Origin of the sequence: Saccharothrix texasensis (assembly GCF_003752005.1) — a bacterium.
In the GTDB taxonomy this organism is placed as follows: Bacteria; Actinomycetota; Actinomycetes; order Mycobacteriales; family Pseudonocardiaceae; genus Actinosynnema; species Actinosynnema texasense.
The window spans coordinates 1,544,672-1,565,712 of record NZ_RJKM01000001.1 but is presented as its reverse complement, the minus strand read 5'-3'; the positions used below and the strand labels follow the sequence as shown (position 1 = coordinate 1,565,712).

The following is a 21,041-nucleotide window of genomic DNA, read 5'->3' as shown; positions in this document are numbered from 1 at the left end:
CGGGGGCACGGCCGACGCGCGGATCGAGCCCGGCGGTGGAAACCCGGTCGGCTTCGTCCGCCCACCGCACTAGGCTGCCGCCGGTGACGGAGAAGGCGCTGACGGCAGCCGGGCAGGACTGGGAAGAGCAGGCGCGGAACTGGATCGCGTGGGTCCGCGAACCCGGCCTCGACTCGTACTGGCGTTATCGCGACGAGTTCTTCGCGCTCGTGCCGACCGCCGGCCGGGCCACCCTCGACGTCGGCTGCGGCGAGGGCCGGGTGGCCCGCGACCTCGTCGAGCGCGGGCACCGGGTCACCGGCATCGACGCCTCGCCGACCCTGGTGGAAGCAGCGCGGCTGGCCGACCCCGGGAGCCGGTACCTGCGGGCCGACTCGGCGGACCTCCCCTTCCCCGACCACAGCTTCGACCTCGTCGTCGCCTACTGCGTGCTGATGGACGTCGACGACCCGGCGGGCACCATCGGCGAGATCGGCCGGGTGCTCGAACCCGGCGGCAGGCTCTGCCTGTCGATCACCCACCCGATCACCAACACCGGCAGCCGCCGCGACGGAGTGTTCGTCCTCGACCGCCCCTACTTCGGACGTCACCGCTTCGAGGAGGAGGTCGAGCGGAAAGGGCTGCGGATGAAGTTCCAGGGGTGGAACCACCCGTTGAGCGCCTACACCACGGCGTTGGAGGAGTCCGGCCTGCTCATCGAGGCCCTTCGGGAGCCTCGGGTCGCCGACGACGCGTTCCCGTGGCACCTGTGGATCAGGGCGGTCCGCCCGCGACTGCCCGAGGTCACCCGGACCTGACCGGTGGGGTGGGGACCACGTGTCTCGCCTTCGCACTCTCTATAGCTTCAGTGTTGCGTAAAAGCAACGTATCGGTGGCCCCTGGCGACGATCACCTCGTTGATCGGTGTCGGCTTCGGTGCCGGGTAGTGGGTGTTCCGCTTCGGTCGTGCCGGTCGTGGGTCGCCCCCGGGCGGTGGTCGGTCCGACAGCCCGTTCGGCAAGGGGTGCGGGATCGCGGTGCTGCTCATGCTGGTGGCGATCTTCGGCGGCGCACGGCTGCCGGCGTCGCTCGACCTCGGCCGGGCGACGCCCGCGTGGGTGCTGTTCGTCGTCGGCGCGCACTTCGCGCCGTTCACGAAGCTCTTCGGCTCGAACCGTCCTGTGGGGGACGGTCGTGGCCGGCTTGCGCGACGGGCGGCGGCAGGTGGCCCGGGACGCGGTCCGCGTCGGCTAGGAGACGGCCTTCAGCGGCTGGTCGCCGCCGCCGCGCCACGTGGCCGCCAACTCGTGCAGCGGCAGGTCGAGGGCCTCGCTGAGGCTGACGATCGTGCCGAACCCCGGTGACGGCAGGCGGCCGGTCTCGATCTTGCGCAGGGTTTCCGGCGAGATGCCGGCCGCCTGCGCGACCTCCGCCGGGTCGCGTTCCGCTCGCGCGCGGCGCAGCAGGGCGCCGAGACGCCTGCCTGCTTCGATCTGCTCGGGGGTGAGCGGTTGGCGGACCATGCCCCCAGGATAGGGTTGGTATTGTAATACCGGCAAGTGCTACGGTGTCGGTATAACAATACCAACACCCCGGGGCGCGAGGTTTCCGTGATCGAGTTGAAGACGCCTGCGGAGATCCGCCGCATGCACGTGGCCGGGCGCTTCGTCGCCGAGGTGCTCGACGAGGTCGGCCGGCTCGCCGACGTGGGCGTCAACCTGCTGGACCTGGAGCACCACGTGCGCGGCATGATCGAACGGCGCGGTGCGGAGTCGTGCTACTGGGACTACGCGCCGTCCTTCGGCAGCGGGCCCTTCCGCAACGTCATCTGCCTGTCCGTCAACGACGCCGTGCTGCACGGCCTGCCGCACGACTACGCGTTGCGCGACGGCGACGTGCTCAGCGCGGACCTCGCGGTCGGCATCGACGGCTGGGTGGCCGACTCGGCGCGCACGGTGATCGTCGGCACGCCCGCCGAGGAGGACCTGCGGATCATCCGCGCCACCGAGGATGCGTTGGAGGCGGCGATCGAGGTGGCGCGGCCCGGCAACCGCCTGGGTGACATCTCCGCGGCCATCTGGGCGGTGGCCCGCGACCACGGCTACCCGGTCAACACCGAGTTCGGCGGCCACGGCATCGGCCGGACCATGCACGAGGACCTGCACGTGTCCAACAAGGGCCGACCGGGCCGCGGCCTGACGCTCCGGCCGGGGTTGACGCTCGCGCTCGAACCCTGGTTCACGCGCACGACCGATCGGATCGTCTACGACGACGACGGCTGGACCATCCGCTCGGCCGACGGTTCGCGCACGGCCCACTCGGAGCACACGATCGCCATCACCGAGGACGAACCCCTGGTGCTCACCCGGCGCGACTCGGAAGACCCCGCGACGAAGGCCGACCCCGCCGGCGGGTGACCGGCGGGGTCGGGAAAGCCGCCCGCCACCCGGGGAACATCCCGCGGCGGGCGGCTTCCTGGCTCACGTCACCCGGCGGCGCCGGGCGGGTCTACCTCGGCGGGTAGGTGATGGCCGGTCGGGGAGGAGTGGCCATGCCCGCGCCGAGGAAGTAGTCGACGTGGTGGGACTGCAGGTAGCCCTTGAGGGTCATCGCGTTGCGGTAGGCGGGGTTGTGCGCCAGCGTGTACAGCCTGGTGCCGCTCGGTCGGTCGGTGGTGAAGATGATCAGTTCGGTGAACGCGGCGTTGGTGTGGACGACTTCCTCGCGCCAGTCGCCGAAGAGGTCGCCGTAGAGGGTGGGGGAGTTGCCCTGCGCCGCGTCGACCGCGCCGTACTGCGAGGTGGTGAGCAGTCGCGGCACGCTGTTGGTCGTGGTGGGGCTGGTCGGGTTCCACTTCTCGAACTTGCCGTCGTTGAGCAGTTCCATGGTGGTGTCGCCGTCCCAGTACAGGCCCAGCTGCGGCCACGGCTGCAACGACGTGCTCGACTGGGTGAGCCGGTTGGTGGCCGCGTTGTAGACGCCGGAGAAGGCCCAGACCTCCATGCCGGGGTGGCGGGGGTCGATGTCGCCTGCCATGCCCCGGCCCACGTCGGCGGTGCCGGACTCGGTGTGCCGCCAGATGATGCCGCCGCCGGCCGCGTCGTAGTAGTAGTCGCGCAGGCCGCTCGGGTTGACCTGCTGGACGCCGTAGCCCTCCAGTCCGGGGCGGCCGGGGTCCAGGTCGGCGAGGTGGAAGCGGTCGCCGTGCACCACGCCGGCCGGGCCGAGGGTGTAGCGCAGCGTGCCGTTGCCGTTGAGCACGAACCCGATCTCGGCGATCTCGTCCTTGCCGTCGCCGTCGACGTCGATGATGCGGGTGTTGTGGCCGTCGGGCAGGTTCTGGTTGCCGCGCAGGAACTTCCACTGCATGGTGAGCGCGGAGCCGGTGAACCGCCAGGCGGCGAACATGAGGTTGAAGTCGCCGCTGCCGATCCGGTTCTTCATGAACGAGACCAGGCTCGGGTTGACGCCGTCGAGGTAGCCGACGCCGAAGCGCGCGTACATCGGGCCGTCGGCCAGGTAGTCGGTCGGCACCGGCGCGGTCGCGCGGGGCGCGCCGGTCAGGCCGTCGAGGATGGCGATGAACTGGCGGTTGTTGTTGCTGTCGGTGAACCGGACGCCGTTGCCGAAGGTGACGCCGTTGGCGATCCGCACCGCGACTTCCGCCCGACCGTCGCTGTCGAGGTCCTGGACGGTGACGCCGTCGTTGTGGCCGACGTCGATGGTCGACGAGCCGCCCTCGATGTTGTCCTGGTCGGTGCTGTTGGGGCCCATGTCGACCTGCCAGAGGAACCGCCCGTCGCGGCGGTAGGCCTCGATCTTCTGCGGCGAGGTCTGCCGGTCGAGCACGTAGTCGTACTCGCCGTCGCCGTCCAGGTCGCCGACCCACAGGAACTTCACCGCGCCGCCGGCGCGCAACGGCACCCGGACCACGGGCTCGACCGCCCGGTTGGCGGCCAGGGTGAACGCGCCGCTGGGCGCCTGCTCCACGCCGGCGACCACCGGTCGGACGCGGTAGCTGTTGGCCCGGGTGACGTCGGCCGTCGAGTCGGTGAAGTTCGTGCCGCCGGTCAGCACGGCGGAGTTGAGCCTGACCTCGCCGCCACCGTCGGTGGACCGGTAGACGTTGAAGCCGATCCCGGCCGGGTCCAGCCCCAGCAGCCGCCAGCTGACCAGGACCCCGGTGGTGCCGGAGCGCACCGCCACCACGCCGCGGCCCAGGCTCTCCATCTTCCGGACGCCCGCCTCGCCGCCGGCGGTGGTGACGTCGAGGTAGTCGATGTTGGCCAGTCCGCCGGTGGTGGTGGCGGCGAGCTGCACGGTGTTGCGGCCAGCCGTCAACGGCACGGTGAGCGTCTTGGTCGTCCAGGTGTGCCACGCGCCGGTGCCGTCGAACGCGGAGCCGGCCTGCGCCACCGCGCCGTTGACGCTGATGTCGGCCGGGCGGGCGGTGGAGCCGTTGGCGTAGCGGATGGCGAGGGTCGCGGCGCCGGCGCCGGCCGCGTCGACCGTGAACCGGGCCGTCGCGCCGACCGCGCCTCCGGAGTCGCAGAACCCGGAGCCGGAGTAGCCGGAGTGGTTCGACGCGAGGGCCCCGTCGCAGGTGGCGGGTGCGGCCTCGGCCTCGTACCGGGTCGTCGCGGCGTGCACGGCGGGCGCGGTCAGCACCGCCACCGCCATACCGGACAGGACTGCGGTCACGGCAACGACTGCGGACGTCTTTGTCGGTCGTCTCATGATGGTCCCTTGACGTGCCGGGGTGGCGCGCACCCCGGCGATCGGACGGTTCGGTTGTGGCGGCGGGGGCACCGGCGCCTCCCACGGCAGGACGCGGCGGCGTGTGGGATGACGCATGAAAACGGTTACCTAGCTCGGTAGCGAACCAGGCGTTCCGAGGAGCTGTCAACCTCCAGCCATGAGGGAGATCATGGTCGGCAACAGCGCTGTTGGCGATTTCCCAGTCCCAGGGCAGTGGGTGAAAGCGTTTTAACGTGCCGCGTGGCGTAGGCGGATCGTCGACTGTTCGTCAGGTGTTCGTCAGGTGCGACGGCCGTGGTCCGGGGCATGATGGTGTCGCGACTCGCGGGGGCGGTACCCACGCGAGTCGACCATTCTCAGCGCGGGAGCGGGCCCGGGAAGCCGGGCGGGGTGGCGCGTTCCGCGCGGACGGTCGTGACGGGGGCTTCGAGCGCGTCGTCCAGGCGCGGCGCGCAGGACGCTCAGCGTGACCTGCCGCTCGACGGTGCGCTCACCCGGCCGCAGCCGCACCAGGTCGGGCCCCACGACGTCGAAGACCGACTCGGCGTCCGCCGGCACCGAGCAGCTGACGACTCGTCACGCCCGGCGCGGGGATCGCAAGCTGAAAGCAAGGTTCATCCGCGCCGTTGTCGGCCGCGGTGGTGCACGCTCTCAGGTGACGATCCCCGTGCACGACCGGGCGTCGCCGCACCGTCGCGGCCGACGCCCGCCTCCCGGTCCCCTCACGAAAGTCGAGCTGCGGCAGCGTGACCGCGGTTCCCGCCGAGCACGATTCCGCCGCCCTCCTGCTGATCTGCGACCAGTGCGGTCGGTCCTACGACACCGGGCACCCGCACGCGGTCTGGCGGTTGTTGTGGACCCGCGCGGTCGCGGACGGCTGGAGCGGGCGCGACCGCGCCATCGGACCCCACTCGTGCTCGTACTGCACGGGCTGAGCCGCGGTGGGGACCGGCAACCGCAAGGTGATCGTCAGGTCCACCCCGGGCGGGTCACGGGATGCTGGGACGTGTACTCCGAGCGGCACCCCCGTGATCCGGCACGCGGCCACGACACCGTCGTCCTGGTCATGGAGGACCACGACTGCCCGCCTGGGCCCGAGGTCGCGTCCTGGCTGCGCAACCGCGTCGACGGTCGGTCCGACCGGGACGCCCTGCGGGTGGGCGTGGTCGTCGGCGAGCTGCTGGACAACGCCTGGCGCCACGGCGGACCGCCCTACGTGCTGGAGCTGACGACGGACGCGTGGACCGGCACGGTGACGGTCCGGGTCCGCGACCACACGCCCCGGCACGCCGCCCGGTGGCGCCTCGGAGCCGGGCTGCTCATCGTCGACGGGCTGGTCGAGCAGTGGGGTGTCGTCTCGGCCGCCGCGAACACGACCGTGTGGGCCAAGGTGCGGTTCGACGACTGACCTCCGACCCGCCTCGATCGCCCGCGACCCGTCCGGCCGACCGGAACCACCGCACCAGGAGGTCGTCATCGACCACGAACTCGACCACTCGTTCGGCGCCGTCGGCGTCCGACCGGCGCGGACCCCCCGACGCCACGGCCGCGACGGTCGACGACCTGGTGGCCGGCGGTGCGGTCGCCGTGCTCGGCGCCGCGATCACCGCGGCGATCCGTCCACTGAGGACCGCGGAGCCGGAGGACGTCGGGGTCCGGCCGCCGGCTGCCGGTCGGCGCGGCGACCACCTCGTCCTGCGCCACGGGGTGCGCGGCGACGGCCAGGGTGATGTCCAGCACCTTGTCCGACAACGCCTGCGCCGCCCGGGGGTCCAGGAGGACGCGGGTGTCGCCGCGGCCGACGACCACGTCGTCGGCCGCGGGGCGGGTCGAGGGGGGGTGGGGTCGGTCCGGTCACCAGGGGATCGGGCCCTCGTCGTCGAAGAAGCCGCCGCGCGGCCCGTCGTCCGGCAGGGTGGCGAGCCGGATGGCGATCGCGGCGCCCTGCTCGGGGGTGCGCGGCGCGGCGAAACCGGTGAAGTCGGTCGCGACGTAGCCGGGGCAGGCGGCGTTGACGATGACGGTCGTGTCCGCGAGGCGGCGGGCGTACTGCGCCGTGACGCTGTTGAGCATCGACTTCGACGGCGCGTACGCGGCCATGACGGGGCCGGTGCGCAGCGTGAGCGAGCCCATGGTGCTCGACATGTTCACGATGCGCGGCGAGCCCGCGCGGCGCAGCAGGGGGAGCACCGCGTTCGTCACCCGGACCACGCCGAGCACGTTCGTGTCGAGGACGGCGCGGACGACGTCGAGGTCCAGCGTCGTCGGGTCCTGGGCGCCGTCGTCGGACCGGCCGGCGATGCCGGCGTTGTTGACGAGCACGTCGAGCCGTCCCGCGGTCCGCTCGATGGTCGCCGCCGCCTCCGTGGCGCTGTCGTCGGAGGTGACGTCGAGGGCGACCCCGAACGCGTCGACGCCCTCCGCGCGCAGCCGTCCGACGGCGTCCTCGCGCCTTGCCCCGTCACGCGCGCCCACCGCGACCGTGAAGCCGATCGCCCCGAGGCCCCGGGCGATGGCGAAACCGATTCCCTTGTTCGCGCCGGTGACCAGCGCGATCTTCGTGTCGTCCACCAGAGCGATGCTCGGCGCGTCGCGCCCCGCTGTCCAAGATCGATCCGGTAAGCCGTGATACCCCACGGGTATCACGCGGTAGGCTCCGTCCGTGCACGACCTCGAGACCCGGGAACTGGCGTACTTCGTCGCCGTCGCCGAGGAACTGCACTTCGGACGTGCCGCCGATCGGCTCGGGATCGCGCAGCCGCCGCTGTCGCGGGCGATCCGCCGGCTGGAGCAGCGGCTCGGCGTTCGGCTCTTCGACCGGGACCGCCGCGGCGTGGCGCTCACCGAAGCCGGCGGCGTGATGCTCCGCGAGGCCCGGACGGCGCTCGACGCGGTCGCGGCCGTCGCGCGCCGGACCCGCCGCGCCGGGGACCCGAGGCGGCCGCTGGTGCTGGTGACGAAGGCCGGGGCGTCGCACGAGCTGCTGCAACGGCTCCTCGACGCGGCGGCCCGCGAACCCGGCGCGGCACCCGTCGAGGTGCTCCTGTGCGAGGTGGGCGAGCAGGCGGGGCTGCTGCGCGACGGCAGCGCCGACGTGGCGCTGATGCACCGCCCGTTCGACGACCTCGTCGGCTTCGACACCGAGGACCTCCACGTCGAGGGCCAGGTCGCGCTCCTGCCCGCGGGGCACCCGTTGGCGGCCCGCGACCGGCTCGCGCTCGCGGACGTCCGCGCCGTGCCGGACCTGCCGATCGCCCGCTGGCCCCGGCTCGACGGGACCTACCCGGACGGGCCCGGACCGGAGGTGCGCACCCAGTCGCAGCTCGCCCAGCTCGTGGCGCTCGGCAAGGCGCTGCTCGTCATCCCCGCGTCCAGCCGCGCCTGGCAGTGGCCCGACCACGTCGCCGTGCCCGTCGTGGACGCGCCGGACGTCACCACGGTGATCGCCTGGCCGGCCGGCAGCAGCTCCCGGGCCATCGCCGCGCTCGTCCGCTCGGCGGCCGGGCTCCGCGACGCCGCACCGCGCTGAGCGCCCTGCACCACGTCCACCCGATCGTGCGTCCCGGCGACCCGTTCGGGCGTTGTCCGGCGGCCGGCGGCGGCACCATCCTGTGAGCCGTCCGGATCACCCGATCACGTGCGTGCGGAGGTTTCGTGCCGGTCAACGACATGCTCAAGGCGAAGATCAACCACGGCTTCACCCGGCTGGACGCCGACGGCGACGGGCTGCTCACCGAGCAGGACCACGTCCTGATGGGCAAGAGGGCCGCGGCCGCGCTCGGGCACGACCCCGACTCGCCGCAGGAGCAGCGGATCGTCGACGCCTACCTGCGGATCTGGCACGAGCTGCACCTGCCGCACATCCCGGGCGGCGGCACGTCCATCTCGCGCGAGCAGTTCGTCGCCTCCACCGGCTCCCTCGCCGACGACCCGGACGCCGCGCGGAGCAGCGTCGGCGCGGTGGCGGAGGCGTTCCTGGGCATCGCCGACCTCGACGCCGACGGCCGCGTGAGCCCGGACGAGTACCTCGCGTTCCAGCGCGGCCACTTCCCCGACCTGACCGAGGCCGAGGCCGCCGAGGCGTTCGGCCACCTCGACGTGGACGGCGACGGCTACCTCACCGCCGAGGAGTTCACCCGGGCGACGGTCGAGTTCTGGTCGAGCACGGACCCGGACGCGCCGGGCAACTGGTGGATGGGCCGCCCCGTGGCGTGACCCGTCCGCGACCCCGTGCGGCGGCTCGCCACCGCCGCACGGGTCCGCTCACCGACCCCGGCGAGCGCCGTTCACGGTCGCCGCACCACGATGTCGTCCGGGGAGCGCGGGTCGATCTCGTAGTGGGTGTCGAACTGGCTGCTGAAGCCCGTCACGCGGACGGTGCGGCCCACGGCGAGCCCGGTCAGGTCGATGCCCGTCCCGGTGTTGACGAAGATCGTCAGCTCGCCGGAGCCGTCGTCGACGAAGAACTTGTGCCCGTACGGCAGGTCGGACGCCGGCGCCCGGGTGACGGTGGCGGTGACGCGCGCCAGCAGCCCTTCGGTGGCCTCGCCGACCGCGCCCGTGGCGAGCGGCACGGGGCGGACCTCCGGGCCCTTGCCCCGCACGTGGACCTCGGCCGGGTCGGCGGGCACGAGGACGAGCAGCCCGTAGCTGTCGCGCAGCGTGCCCGTCACCCGCACCTTGTCGCGAGGGGTCACGTGCGGGTCGGCCGGGACGCTGACGTAGATCCCGGCGGTGCGGTCCTGGATCGCGAAACCCCGGTCGAAGAAGCTGGACTCGAACGCGCCCGACGGGGTGGTGGCCGTGCCGGCCACGGTGACCACCGTCCCCGGCGGCAGGGTCCGCGCGTGGGCGATGGACACCACGTGCCGCGACGCCTCCGCCGTCCGGGCGGGCAGCGCCACCCCCGTCGAGACGAGCACCAGGACCAACACCGCGGAGATGCCGCGCGGTGACCGACGCATGCCGAACCCCTTCCGACCCAGCCGTGCCGGTGCGGCCCGGCGTCCCGCCACCATCGCGGTCGCGGGCGCGGCCCGCCGGCGGAAGGGACGATCCACTACGGAATCCCCACCCCCCGACCCGCCGGCGGTGGCAGGACGGTGATGGTGAACGCGTCCTCGACGTCGGCGCGCGGCAGGTCGACGGTCGTGGCGTCGCCGGACAGCGCCACGACGGCGTCCCGGACGGCGACGGGCCCCCGCACCGCGCCGCCGCCGTTGTGCGGGACGCGGTGGACGACCACCCGCACCCGGCCGTCGCGCACGATGCCGCTGGTGGCGTCGAGGCGTTGCAACGCGACCGCGACGGCGCCCGGCGTGCCGCGACCGCCGACCAGGACCTTCGCCACGCCCGGCGCCGCCGTGGCGAACGCGTCGCGGGTCGGACCGGGCGTCACCGAGGCCACCAGGCCCGTCTGCGAGCCGTAGAAGCGGTAGACCCACCACTCGCCCTTCGGCAGGTGCCGCCCGGACGGGTCGCGGACGAGCAGGTTGCCGAGGTCGTCGTGCAGGTCCGCCGCGCCGGCCCAGTTGGCGCGCAGGCCGTCGGCGCCGGCGCGTTCCAGCCTGGCGATGTACCAGGAGCCGGCGCCGGGGTTCTGCTCGTCGCCCGCGCCGTACTCGTTGACCTGGTAGGGACGCGGGTGGGGGATGGCGCGCGCGTCGAGCGTGGTGTCCGCCGCCGCCACGTCGGCCACCGGGTCGCCGGGCAGCGCGTGCCAGCTGACGACGTCGGGGACCGTGTCGGTGGCGTGGACGAAGTCGAGGTACTGGTTCCACCACGGCCCGTCGGTCGTCGGCACGCCCGCGAAGCTCGGCCCCACGATCGGCTGTCGCGGGAACGCCGCCCGCACGCGCCGGTGGGTGCGACGCCACAGCTCGAAGTACTGCGCCTGCGGCCGGTTCCAGAAGGTCGGGAGGTTCGGCTCGTTCCACAGGTCCCACTGCACGGGCGCGCCCGCGGCCCCGACGTCGTGGATCAGGCGGGTCAGGAAGTCGTCGTAGTCCGCCCAGTCGCCGTCGTCGCCGGGGAACCGCGCGATGGGGTGGCCGTCCGCGCCCCACAGGTCGTGCGGCAGCAGGATGAACTCGCCGCCCAACGACCGGGTGCGCAGCAGTTGCGCCCGGGTCGCGCGCCAGCGGCGGTCGTACCTGCCCGAGACCCAGCCGCCGGGGCTGTCGAGCTGCGCGCCGCCGGCCCGCATGCGGCGGAACCGCACGTCGTGGAAGAAGCGGTCCGCGGGGCCGGACGCGTCCTCGGTCATCCCGTAGATCCACCCCGAGGCCCGGTGGGTCGGGGCGCCGCCGGTGGCGGAGAAGTCGACGCCGACCCACTCGGCGGCGGGCGCGCCGGGCGTGGTCGGGGCCGCGGGGGGAGCGGCTGGTCCGCCGGGTTGGGGACGCACGATCGACTCCTCAGGTGTACGAACCGGTTCGACCTACGGCGGCGGGACGGTCGCGGACCTCGTCAGCGGCGGCGGGCGCCGGTGCTCGACCGCAGGGAGACGGCCGGTTCCAGCAGGGCGTTGCGAGGCGTGGCGGAGGGGTCGGCGATCCGCTCGACCAGCAGGTCCACGGCGAGGCGGGCCATCTCCTCGGCGGGCACGTCCGCCGCCGTCAGCGGTGGGTGGAAGCCCTCGGCGAGACGACCGGCGACGACCCCGGTGATGGAGAAGTCGCGCGGCACGTCCAGGCGCGCCCGGTGCAAGGCCTGCTGCAGGCCGGGCAGCGCGGCCTCGTTGATCGTCACCGCCGCCGTCACCTCGGGCCAGCGCCGCCGGATGTCCTCGAAGCACGTCAGCCCCGCCGCCGGCTCGTCGGCGCAGTAGACGGTGTGCGCGGTCAGCCCCCGCGCGTCCGCCGCCTCCTGGAAACCGGCCGACGACCGCACGGCGGGCCCGTAGCCCGCCGCCACCAGCTCGTCGGACCGGTTGATCAGCACCACGTCCCGGTGGTCGAGGTCGGCGAGGTGGTGCACGCAGCGCCGGATCAGCGCCGCGTAGTCCACGTCGACCCACCACGACGCGCCGGGGTGCTCGACGTGGCCGATGGTCACGAACGGCAGCCCGGCCTGCTCCAGCCGCGCCACGCGCGCGTCGTCCAGCAGGATCTCCATCAGGATCACCCCGTCCACCCGGCGACCGGTGACGATCCGCTCGAACGACCGGTCGTGGTCGCCGCCGCTCGGCGACAGCAGCACGTCGAGGTCGTGGGTGGCGGCGACCTCGACGACGCTGGCCACGAAGCCGAGCTGCGCGTCGGTGAGCCGGCTGCTGGCGGGCGGTATGACCAGGCTCAGCGTGCGGGTCCGCCCCTCGGCGAGCGCCCGCGCGCTGGCGTTGGGCCGGAAGCCCAGCTCGTCGATGACCTCGTTGATCCGCCGGGCGGTCGCCGTGGACACCGGGCGCTTCCCGCTCAGCGCGTAGGACACCGTGCTGCGCGACACGCCCGCCCGCTTCGCGATCTCGCCGATGTTCATGCGCTCTCCGTTCAACCGGTTCGACAGAGTGTCGATGATAGGCCCATGAGGCCTGCACGGGTCTGCCCGGACGGTGACGTTGACCGGACGTCGCACGGGTCGAACCGGTTCGACCTCGACGTCTTGACGGGTCGTCAGCGCAGCCGCCAGGGAACACCACCCCGTGAACCCTCACCGATCGCCCGCCGGTTCGCCGTCGCCCTGCTCGCGGCCGGTCTGACCCTGTCCGCCTGCACCTCGTCCGCGGGGGACTCCGGCGACGCCGGGGGCGGGACGTTCGCGGTGTGGGACCCGTACCCCCGGTTCGACGGCGGCTCCCAGTGGGCGACGGTGGTCGAGGACTGCGGCGCGCGGGCCGGCGTGGCGGTCGAGCGCCAGGCGTACGACACGTCGGACCTGACCAACAAGGTCCTGCTCGCCGCCCAGCAGGGGGTCGCGCCGAACGCCCTGGTCGTGGACAACCCCGTGGTGTCCACCCTCGCCGAGGCGGGCATGCCGAAGGCCAACCAGGACACCGGTGTCGACGCGTCCCCGGCGTCGCCGAACCTCCTGGCGGCGGGCGAGTCGGAGGGGATGACCTACGGCGTGCCGATCGGGGCGAACACCCTGGCGCTCTACTACAACAAGGCGGTCTTTGCCGACTCCACGATCGCGGTGCCGTTCGCGGTGCTAATCCTCGCCTCGTTCATGTCGACCGTGCCCGACGAGGTCGTGCAGGCGGCGCGGATCGACGGCGCGGGCGCGTTGCGCGTGTTCTGGTCGGTCGTGCTGCCCGCCAGCCGCAACGGGGTCGTCACCGCCGGGTTGTTCGCGTTCCTGTGGGCGTGGTCGGACTTCCTGTTCGCCGCCACCCTGGACAGCGGTGGCGCGCTGAAACCGCTGACCCTCGGCATCTACCGCTACACCGGCAACAACAACCAGGAGTGGAACGCGATCATGGCCACGGCCGTCGTCGCGTCCGTGCCCGCCACCGCGCTGCTCGTGCTGGCCCAGCGCTTCGTCGCCGCGGACCCGACCCCGACCCGTTCACCGGGAAGTACTTCTTCCACGACCCGGTCACCTCGTCGCACGTCTTCACCTCCTACGAGACCGGTCACCGCTGCCGCGTGACCGTCGTCCTGTCGGGACAGTCCCGGGCAGTCGGCGCCGCCGCGCTGGGCACGGCCGAGCGGGCGGTCCAGGACGGCGGGGGTGGGAGATCGCGGTGGAGGAGTTCACCACGGCCCGCCGCGCCTTCTCGTCCGGTGCGACGTTCACCGAGGTGGCCACCGCGTCACGACGGTCTTTCCCGCGGTTCGCCGACGCGGCGCCCTGGCGCGGCGACCGCACGCCGGCCGCCGAACTGGCCTGCCACGTGCTGTGGTCCGCGACCGTGTCGCCCGCCGGGTTCGTCACGCGGCCGGCGGTGCTGATGTCCAAGCACTGGATGGACAAGGTGTGGAGCTGGGACCACTGCTTCAACGCCCTGGCCCTGGCGCCGGGGGCGCCGGAGTCGGCCTGGGACCAGCTGCAGGTGGTGTTCGACCACCAGACCGAGGAGGGGGCGCTGGCCGACTCGATCACCCACGCCGAGGTGCTGCACAACTTCGTCAAGCCGCCGATCCGCCTACACCTGGACGGCGAGCGCCTACCTGGTGCTGGCCGGTGACGCCGAACGCCGGCGGTAGCGCGGCGCCCGCGGCCTGAACAGTCGGTCGATGGTCATGAACCATCAGCGTCCACCTGCGCGCAGCTGATCGCGCGGACGGCCTGCGGTCGTCAATGTGCACGTTCACAAAGAGGGTGAGCCGCGTGCGTGATCGGCTACGCCAAATGGTCTAGGGTCACGGTAAACATGCTGTTCGCGGTGCCGGGTTAGGGCTGGAGCATGGTGCAGGGCCTGCTCAGCGGTGCTAGGTGAGCGTTCACATGTTCGGGCCGGTTCGCCGTTGACTCGCTGGGAACGCGGCGCTACATTGGCCCGAAAGTTCAGGTGTCAAGACCAAAACATTCAGCCAGGACACCCGCCGGTGCTCAGCCCGGTGGGACCGCTGCCCGGCTCGTCCCGAGTGGACGTCGCCGACCGCCGAGCGCAACGCCGGGACAACGCAGTCCAGGAGGTAGTCCATGTTCCCCGTCGATGAGAGCACTTGTCGGTGCGTCGACCGCGGTCGCTGCTTACCGGCGCTCGGCTCGCGCGGGCAGAACCCCGCCCCGGGACTGGCGAGCCCCGAGTCCCCGGTCACGGCGTCCACCCGTCCCTGACGGATCGGCGCACGTCTCCCAGGTCCATGGTCCAAGCCGGCACGGCGCCGAGGGCCGGCAACGCCCGCCTCGCCGGCGGCGCGGTGCCGGCACGGGCCGTCCGGAGCCTCGTGTGCGGGAGATCCCGGTGAACCGACAACGGGTCACGCTGGCCGACGTGGCGAAGGAAGCCGGCGTCTCGGTCACGACGGCCTCGCTCGTGCTGTCCGGCCGGAGCCGCGACCTGCGGATCTCGGCGGCGGCCGAACTGCGGGTGCGGCAGGCCGCGAAGGACGTGGGCTACCGCTACCGTCGCAAGGTCCTGTCCGCCGGCCTCAGCGCCGGCTTCACCCACACGCTCGGGTTCATCTCCGACGCGGTGGCCACGTCCGGTCTGGCCGGGGACATGATCCGCGGCGCGGTCGACGCGGCCCGTGAGCACGGCGCGCTGCTGTTCGTCGGCGAGACGGACGGCGACCGGGAGTCGGAGCAGAAGCTGATCGCGGCCATGCTCGACCGCCGGGTCGACGGGATCGTGTACGCGGCGATGAACACCAGGCACGTGTCCGTACCCGACGAGATCGAAGGTGGTCGCGCCGTGCTGCTCAACGCCCTGCCCGACCGGTCGTCGCCGTTGCCGGTCGTCGTGCCCGACGAGGTCGAGGCGGGCCGGACCGCGGCACGCGCCCTGCTGGACGCCGGGCACCGGGACGGCATCTGCCTGGTGGGCGCGGGCGTCGACCCGGACGACGTGCCACCCGGCTCGATCACCGCCGCCGAGCGCCTCGTCGGCATCCGCGAGGTGCTCGACGCGGCCGGCGTGGAGATCGCCGGCGCGCGGTCCTGTCGGTGGTGGCTGCCGGAACAGGGTTTCGCCGCCACGAAGGCGCTGCTGGGGCGCGTCCGCCCCCGCGCCCTGATCTGCTTCGACGACCGGCTCGCGTTCGGCGCCTACCAAGCCCTGTCCGACGCCGGGCTCGCGGTGCCGGCCGACGTCTCCGTCGTCTCCTTCGACGACCACCCGCTCGCCGGGTGGATGCGTCCCGCGCTGACCACCATCGCCGTCCCGCGCTACGAGCTGGGCGCGAAGGCCGTCGAGGTGCTCCTGGCCGAGCAGCGCTTACCGGCGCCGACCGTTCACCGCGTCCCCATGCCCAGGAGGGACCGCTCGTCCATCGCGTCGCCCCGCCCGGCGGACCGGTGACCGGCGCGGTCCCCGTTCAGCGCCACCGAGTCCGACTCCCGTCACCACCGTTCCTGGAGCCGCCATGCCTCCGCTCGTCCACTCCCGCCCACGCCCCCGGCGGCTGATGCGCACGCTGCCGGCCGCCGCCGCGACGGTCCTGCTGACCGCCGGCCTGGTCCCCGTCACCGCGCACGCGGCGGACGAGTGGACGCCCGCGTCGTCCTACACGTCGACCGACAAGGGCGACGGCTCCTACTCCGTGCCGCTGCTCAACTCCGACGTGCCCGACGTCAGCGTGGAGCGGGTGCCGGCGGCCGAGAACGACGAGGGCCGCGACCTCTACTACATGATCAGCACGACCATGCACCTGAGCCCGGGCGCGCCGGTGATGAAGTCCTACGACCTGGTCAACTGGGAGGTCGTCAACTACGTCTTCGACCGGTTGGACATCGGCGACTCGTTCTCGCTGCGCAACGGCCAGAACTCCTACGGCCAGGGCCAGTGGGCGTCGTCGTTGCGCTACCACGGCGGGAAGTTCTACGTCGCCTTCAACACGAACAACCTGGGCGGCTCCTACCTCTACAGCACCGACGACATCGAGGACGGCGCGTGGACGCGGGTGCCGCTGGGGCGGGCGTTCCACGACCCGTCGCTGTTCTTCGACGAGCGGGACGGCGGCACGCCCTACATCTTCTACGGGTCGGGCTCGACGAGCGCGGTCAAGCTGAGCCGCGACCTGACGCGGGTGGTGGCGGAGTACCCGAACATCCTGCGGCCGTCCGACTTCCCGGGGTCCCCGTTCCTGGGCGGGCTGTTCGAGGGCGCCCAGGTGCAGTACATCGACGGGAACTACTACGTCGTGATCATCACGTGGCCGTCCGGGCAGGGACGCCAGGTGGTGCTCTTCCGCTCACCCCACCTGCTCGGGCGCTACGCGACCGCCGACGGCGCCAACCCCTACCAGGCGCGCGGCGCGCTGAACTCCAACGGCTTCGCCCAGGGCAGCCTCGTGCCGATCTCGCGTGACGGCCGCACCGACTGGCACGGCATGTTCTTCCGCGACTCGTTCCCGGTCGGTCGCATCCCGGCGCTGATCCCCGCCACGTGGCAGGACGGGTGGCCGACGTTCGGCGCCGCCGGCGCGGTGCCGGTGAACGGCCTGTTCGACAAGCCGATCCGGCTCAGCCCGGCCGAGGAGACCCTGGAGCGCCAGAAGAGCCTGGTCGCCTCCGACGACTTCGCCAACGACGCGCCGCACAAGGCCTACATGGACGAGCGGTGGACCATCCCGTCCCCGCCCGACGTCGACGAGTCGCTCCTGGGCGTGGAGCTGGTGCGCAACCCCGGGTTCGAGTCCGGCGCCGTGACGCCGTGGGCGGCCCAGTTCGGCGCGCGGCTCGCCCTGGAGCCGGCCGACGGCGCCACGGCGCTGAAGGTGGCCGACCGGACCCTGAACGGCTCCGGGCCGAACCAGCAGTTGGACGGCGTGCTGCAGCGCGGCGTGACCTACGCGGTGTCGGCGAGGGTCAAGTACGCGGCCGGCCCGGCGACCGTGCGGTTCAACCTCGTCGCCGACTGGGGCGCGGGCGTGCAGGTGATGGCGTCCGGGGACGTCCCGGTCGGCCGGTGGACGACGGTCTCCGGCCGCTACACCGTCCCGGCCGCGGCCGCCGTCGACAAGGTCAAGTTCGCGGTCGAGACGCCCTGGGCGAACCCGCAGCCGCCGTCGTCGAGCGTGGAGTACCTGCTCGACGACGTGTCGGTGGTGGGGCAGCCGGTGACCACCGAGCACCCGACCGAGGCGGAGGTCGCGCCCAACGGCTCCCGGCTCGGCCTGGCGTGGGAGTGGAACCACGCCCCGGACAACCGCCACTGGTCGCTGACCGACCGCGAGGGCTGGCTGAGGCTCACCACCGGCAAGGTCCTCACGGGTGACTACGCCTACGGCAAGCTGTCCAACCGGGCCGGGCTGACGTGGTTCGAGGAGGCGCGCAACACGCTCTCGCAGCGGACGTTCGGCCCGAAGGGCTCGGCCGAGACCAAGCTCGACTTCGCCGGCATGAAGGACGGTGACGTGGCGGGCCTGGCGATGTACAACCGCGGGTTCTCCTACGCCGCGGTGAAGCGGGTCGACGGCCGGGCCACGCTCGGGGTGGTCAACCGGGTGCAGCCGTTCCCGGTGACGTTCGACCGGGCGGCGGCGGAGAGCTTCGTGCCCGGCACCGAGGTGCCGCTCGGCGACGCCACCGAGGTCCACCTCAAGGGCGACGTGGAGTTCGACGCGCCGACCGGCCAGGGCTGGACGACGTTCCACTACAGCCTGGACGGGCTGAGCTGGCACCGGCTGGGGCAGCGCGTCGGGCCGCAGACCCTGGACGGCAGCCTGGCCCACTTCATGGGCCACCGGTGGGGCCTGTTCAACTACGCGACGAAGCAGGCCGGCGGGACCGTCGACTTCGACCACTTCCTGCTCAGCGACACCCTGACCGCGCAGGGCGAGCCGCTCGACACCACCGCCCTCGACGCCGCCATCGCGCACGCGTCCACCCTGGACGAGCACCACTACCCGGCCGCGGCGTGGTCCGCCATGCGGGAAGCCCTGCGCAAGGCCGAGGCCGCGCGGCGGACCGCGTTCGGCACGCAGAACCAGGTCGACGCGCCGGAACGGGCGTTGAGCCTGGAGCTGGCGCGGCTCGGGGTGGCCAGGGTGCCGGTGGCCGTGCGGGCGTCGACGCGGACCCGGTGCGCCGGACCGCACGTGCAGCTCACCGTCGAGGTGGCGAACCACGAGGCGGTCCCGGTGGACGTCTCGATCACCACGCCGCACGGCGCCAAGTCGTTCCGCGACGTCCCGCCCGGCAAGACCCGCTCCCACCCGTTCACGACCCGGGAGTCGGGCGTGCCGGCCGGGTCGGTGTCGGTCACGGCGTCGGCGACGGTCGACGGCGTCCCGCGCTCGGTCGCGCTCGAAGTCCCGCACGACGCGCGCGCCTGCAGGTAGCTCCGCGCCCGCGAGCAGATCCGCCGAAGCACACAGCACAAGGAGATCCCGTGGAACAACAACGTCCGCAGCGGTCGGGGCGGCGAAGAGCCGCAGTCCTCGCCGCCGTCGGCGCCCTGGTCGCCGCCGGCCTGGCGGCCACCCCGGTGGCGACCGCCGCCGAGCCGAACCTCGTCACGAACCCCGGTTTCGAGGACGGCCTGACCGGCTGGACCGTCAACAGCGGCAACGCCACCGACGGCGCCGCCCTCGCGCCCACCGCCGACGCCTACAGCGGCACGGGCGCGGTGCGGGTGACCAACCGGAAGACCACCGGGTCGGGGCCCGCGCAGGACCTGGCCGGCAAGGTCCAGGCCGGCAAGACCTACACCGTCACCGCCCGGGTGAAGTACGACAACCCGGACAGCCCGGCCACGAAGCAGTTCTTCGTGACCATGCACTACGGCGGCTCCACCTACACCAACCTCGGCACCGGCACGACGCCGCGCGGGCAGTGGGGCCTGCTCCAGGGCACCTTCACCATCCCGGCCGCCCAGGGCGTCGCGACCCCGCGGATCTTCGTGGAGACGCCGTGGACGGCGGACCCGGCGGCGGCGCCGGCGGTCCACCTGATGGACTTCACGGTGGACGACGTCACCCTGCGCGAGTTCACCCCGTCGACCACCATCGAGGTCCTGGGCAAGAACCCCGGCGAGGGCAACCCGCTGATCTCCCACAAGTTCGGCGCGGACGGCAACGCCTTCGTCCACGACGGCCGGGTGTACGTCTACATGACCAACGACACCCAGGTGTACAACCCCGGCCCGGACGGGACCTCGCCGACCAACACCTACGGCGGGATCAACACCATCACCGTCATCTCCTCCGACGACCTGGTCAACTGGACCGACCACGGCGAGATCCCGGTCGCCGGGCCGAACGGACTGGCCCGGTACGCCTCGCAGTCGTGGGCGCCGGCGGTCGAGAGCCGGGTCGTGGACGGCAAGGAGCAGTTCTTCCTGTACTTCGCCAACAACGGCGCGGCCACCGGTGTCCTGGTCGGCGACTCGCCCCTGGGCCCGTGGCGCGACGAGCGCGGCAGCCTGCTCATCACGAGCCAGACGCCGGGCGCGTCCGACGGCCGCAACTGGCTGTTCGACCCGGGCGTGTTCGTCGACGACGACGGCCAGGGCTACCTCTACTTCGGTGGCGGCGGCAACGACGGCTCCAACTCGGCCGAGAACACCAACCACCCCAAGTCCACCCGCGTCATCAAGCTCGGCGACGACATGATCAGCACCGAGGGCGCGGCGGAGACCATCGACGCGCCGTTGATGTTCGAGGCCGGCCACGTCTTCAAGCGCGACGGCAAGTACTACTACTCCTACTCGTCCAACTTCGGCTTCGGCGGCCCGATCGACCCGAACGGCCCGCCGACCGGCGCCATCGCCTACCTCATGGCCGACAACCCCATGGGGCCGTGGACGCCCGCGAACTACGCCGGCGTCATCTTCAAGAACCCCGGCGTCTACTTCGGCGCGGGCGGCAACAACCACCAGTCCGTCTTCGAGCTCGGCGGCGAGCACTACTTCACCTACCACGCCCAGACGTTGAACCGCCGCATCACCGGCGGCGCGACCCAGGGCTTCCGCAGCCCGCACATCGCGAAGCTCGAGTTCAACGCCGACGGCACCGTCAAGGAGGTGCTGGGCACCTTCGACGGCGTCGAGCAGATCCGCGACCTCGACCCCTACCGGAGGGTCGAGGCGGAGACCATCGCCTGGCAGCAGGGCCTGGCGACGAAGCGCCTCAACGCGCCGAACGACGTGCCGCAGCTCGCGCTGCACGACGTCGACAACGGCGACTGGACCTCGCTGTCGTCGGCGGACTTCGGGAGCGGCGCCACCGGCGTGTCGGCCCGCGTCAAGCCGCTCACCGCGGGCACGGCCATCCAGGTCCGCCTGGACGACCGCGCCGGCCCGGTGGTCACCACCATCCCGGTCGACGCGCCGATCGGAGAGTGGGCCGACGTCGAGGCCGGGCTCGACGGCGTCTCCGGTGTCCACGACGTGTACTTCACGTTCGTCGGACCTGACGGCAAGGACCTCGTCGAGGTCGACAGCTGGCAGTTCGCCAAGCCGTCGCTGAAGGTCGCGGGCAGCGCCGACACGCGCTGCGCCGGCCCGCACGTCAAGCTCACCGTGCACGTCACCGACCACGAGTCCGTCCCCGTCGACATCACCGTCGAGACGCCCTACGGCGCCAAGTCGTTCGACGACGTCCGACCGGGCAAGACCCGCTCCCACCCGTTCAACACCCGGCAGTCGACCATCACCGCGGGCACGGCGACCGCCACCGCCACGGCGACGATCGACGGTCACCCGGTGTCGACCACCCTGTCCATCCCCTACGAAGCCCGCACCTGCCGTTGACCTG

Annotated in this window: 17 protein-coding genes; 11 read left to right on the top strand and 6 right to left on the bottom strand. The window is 72.7% G+C overall.

Features of this window, described 5'->3' with window-relative positions:
- Positions 1-83 precede the first annotated feature (83 nt).
- The gene (locus tag EDD40_RS05725; protein ID WP_170184963.1) at positions 84-797 is read left to right on the top strand and encodes a class I SAM-dependent methyltransferase; all 714 of its coding nucleotides are present in this window, start codon (positions 84-86) and stop codon (positions 795-797) included.
- Positions 798-1,229: 432 nt separating this feature from the next.
- On the opposite strand, the gene EDD40_RS05715 is transcribed toward EDD40_RS05725, so the two are convergent.
- The gene (locus EDD40_RS05715) at positions 1,230-1,502 is read right to left on the bottom strand and encodes a helix-turn-helix transcriptional regulator (RefSeq protein ID WP_123741946.1); all 273 of its coding nucleotides are present in this window, start codon (positions 1,500-1,502) and stop codon (positions 1,230-1,232) included.
- An 87-nt stretch (positions 1,503-1,589) separates the two neighbouring features.
- Between EDD40_RS05715 and map the strand changes: the two genes are divergently transcribed.
- Complete coding sequence (map, locus tag EDD40_RS05710) at positions 1,590-2,396, top strand: type I methionyl aminopeptidase (RefSeq protein ID WP_123741945.1); 807 nt, start codon at positions 1,590-1,592, stop codon at positions 2,394-2,396.
- 91 nt (positions 2,397-2,487) lie between these two features.
- On the opposite strand, the gene EDD40_RS44275 is transcribed toward map, so the two are convergent.
- Positions 2,488-4,680 carry a rhamnogalacturonan lyase family protein gene (locus tag EDD40_RS44275; protein ID WP_170184962.1) on the bottom strand — a complete coding sequence of 731 codons (2,193 nt, stop codon included), beginning with the start codon at positions 4,678-4,680 and terminating at the stop codon, positions 2,488-2,490.
- Between the two features lie 803 nt (positions 4,681-5,483).
- Here EDD40_RS44275 and EDD40_RS05700 point away from each other — a divergent pair.
- A complete protein-coding gene (locus tag EDD40_RS05700) occupies positions 5,484-5,672 on the top strand; it encodes a hypothetical protein (RefSeq protein WP_123741943.1) in 189 nt (62 codons plus the stop codon).
- Between the two features lie 71 nt (positions 5,673-5,743).
- Complete coding sequence (locus EDD40_RS05695) at positions 5,744-6,145, top strand: ATP-binding protein (protein ID WP_123741942.1); 402 nt, start codon at positions 5,744-5,746, stop codon at positions 6,143-6,145.
- 446 nt (positions 6,146-6,591) lie between these two features.
- Here EDD40_RS05695 and EDD40_RS05685 read toward each other — a convergent pair whose 3' ends face one another.
- The gene (locus tag EDD40_RS05685; RefSeq protein ID WP_123741940.1) at positions 6,592-7,308 is read right to left on the bottom strand and encodes an SDR family oxidoreductase; all 717 of its coding nucleotides are present in this window, start codon (positions 7,306-7,308) and stop codon (positions 6,592-6,594) included.
- A gap of 91 nt (positions 7,309-7,399) precedes the next feature.
- On the opposite strand from EDD40_RS05685, the gene EDD40_RS05680 reads away from it, so the two are divergent.
- Both EDD40_RS05680 and EDD40_RS05675 read left to right on the top strand, forming a co-directional pair.
- On the top strand, positions 7,400-8,266 hold the full coding sequence (locus EDD40_RS05680; protein ID WP_123741939.1) for a LysR family transcriptional regulator: 867 nt from the start codon (positions 7,400-7,402) through the stop codon (positions 8,264-8,266).
- Between the two features lie 125 nt (positions 8,267-8,391).
- A complete protein-coding gene (locus EDD40_RS05675; RefSeq protein ID WP_201440305.1) occupies positions 8,392-8,952 on the top strand; it encodes an EF-hand domain-containing protein in 561 nt (186 codons plus the stop codon).
- Between the two features lie 71 nt (positions 8,953-9,023).
- Here EDD40_RS05675 and EDD40_RS05670 read toward each other — a convergent pair whose 3' ends face one another.
- The 3 genes from EDD40_RS05670 to EDD40_RS05660 all read right to left on the bottom strand — a co-directional run bounded on the left by EDD40_RS05670 (position 9,024) and on the right by EDD40_RS05660 (position 12,216).
- The gene (locus EDD40_RS05670) at positions 9,024-9,701 is read right to left on the bottom strand and encodes a single stranded DNA-binding domain-containing protein (RefSeq protein ID WP_123747793.1); all 678 of its coding nucleotides are present in this window, start codon (positions 9,699-9,701) and stop codon (positions 9,024-9,026) included.
- Positions 9,702-9,796: 95 nt separating this feature from the next.
- Complete coding sequence (locus tag EDD40_RS05665) at positions 9,797-11,143, bottom strand: beta-xylosidase (RefSeq protein ID WP_246037437.1); 1,347 nt, start codon at positions 11,141-11,143, stop codon at positions 9,797-9,799.
- Between the two features lie 62 nt (positions 11,144-11,205).
- Complete coding sequence (locus EDD40_RS05660; RefSeq protein ID WP_123741938.1) at positions 11,206-12,216, bottom strand: LacI family DNA-binding transcriptional regulator; 1,011 nt, start codon at positions 12,214-12,216, stop codon at positions 11,206-11,208.
- Between the two features lie 45 nt (positions 12,217-12,261).
- Between EDD40_RS05660 and EDD40_RS05655 the strand changes: the two genes are divergently transcribed.
- The 5 genes from EDD40_RS05655 (at position 12,262) to EDD40_RS05635 (ending at position 21,037) form a co-directional block, all read left to right on the top strand.
- A complete protein-coding gene (locus tag EDD40_RS05655) occupies positions 12,262-13,326 on the top strand; it encodes an extracellular solute-binding protein (protein WP_211348099.1) in 1,065 nt (354 codons plus the stop codon).
- 94 nt (positions 13,327-13,420) lie between these two features.
- Entirely contained in the window at positions 13,421-13,864 is a 444-nt protein-coding gene (locus EDD40_RS05650) for an MGH1-like glycoside hydrolase domain-containing protein (RefSeq protein ID WP_211348098.1), read from the top strand.
- A 723-nt stretch (positions 13,865-14,587) separates the two neighbouring features.
- Entirely contained in the window at positions 14,588-15,643 is a 1,056-nt protein-coding gene (locus EDD40_RS05645; protein ID WP_201440311.1) for a LacI family DNA-binding transcriptional regulator, read from the top strand.
- Positions 15,644-15,707: 64 nt separating this feature from the next.
- Complete coding sequence (locus tag EDD40_RS05640) at positions 15,708-18,626, top strand: beta-xylosidase family glycoside hydrolase (protein ID WP_123741936.1); 2,919 nt, start codon at positions 15,708-15,710, stop codon at positions 18,624-18,626.
- A 50-nt stretch (positions 18,627-18,676) separates the two neighbouring features.
- Positions 18,677-21,037 (top strand): family 43 glycosylhydrolase, encoded by a 2,361-nt coding sequence (locus EDD40_RS05635; protein ID WP_123741935.1) that lies wholly within the window; start codon positions 18,677-18,679, stop codon positions 21,035-21,037.
- Positions 21,038-21,041: the final 4 nt, after the last annotated feature.

Coding starts and splice junctions, on each gene's coding strand:
- EDD40_RS05715 (WP_123741946.1), bottom strand. CDS start 1,502: ATGGTCCGCCAACCGCTCACCCCCGAGCAGATCGAAGCAGGCAGGCGT.
- EDD40_RS05655 (WP_211348099.1), top strand. CDS start 12,262: ATGAGGCCTGCACGGGTCTGCCCGGACGGTGACGTTGACCGGACGTCG.
- EDD40_RS05660 (WP_123741938.1), bottom strand. CDS start 12,216: ATGAACATCGGCGAGATCGCGAAGCGGGCGGGCGTGTCGCGCAGCACG.
- EDD40_RS05640 (WP_123741936.1), top strand. CDS start 15,708: ATGCCTCCGCTCGTCCACTCCCGCCCACGCCCCCGGCGGCTGATGCGC.
- EDD40_RS05670 (WP_123747793.1), bottom strand. CDS start 9,701: ATGCGTCGGTCACCGCGCGGCATCTCCGCGGTGTTGGTCCTGGTGCTC.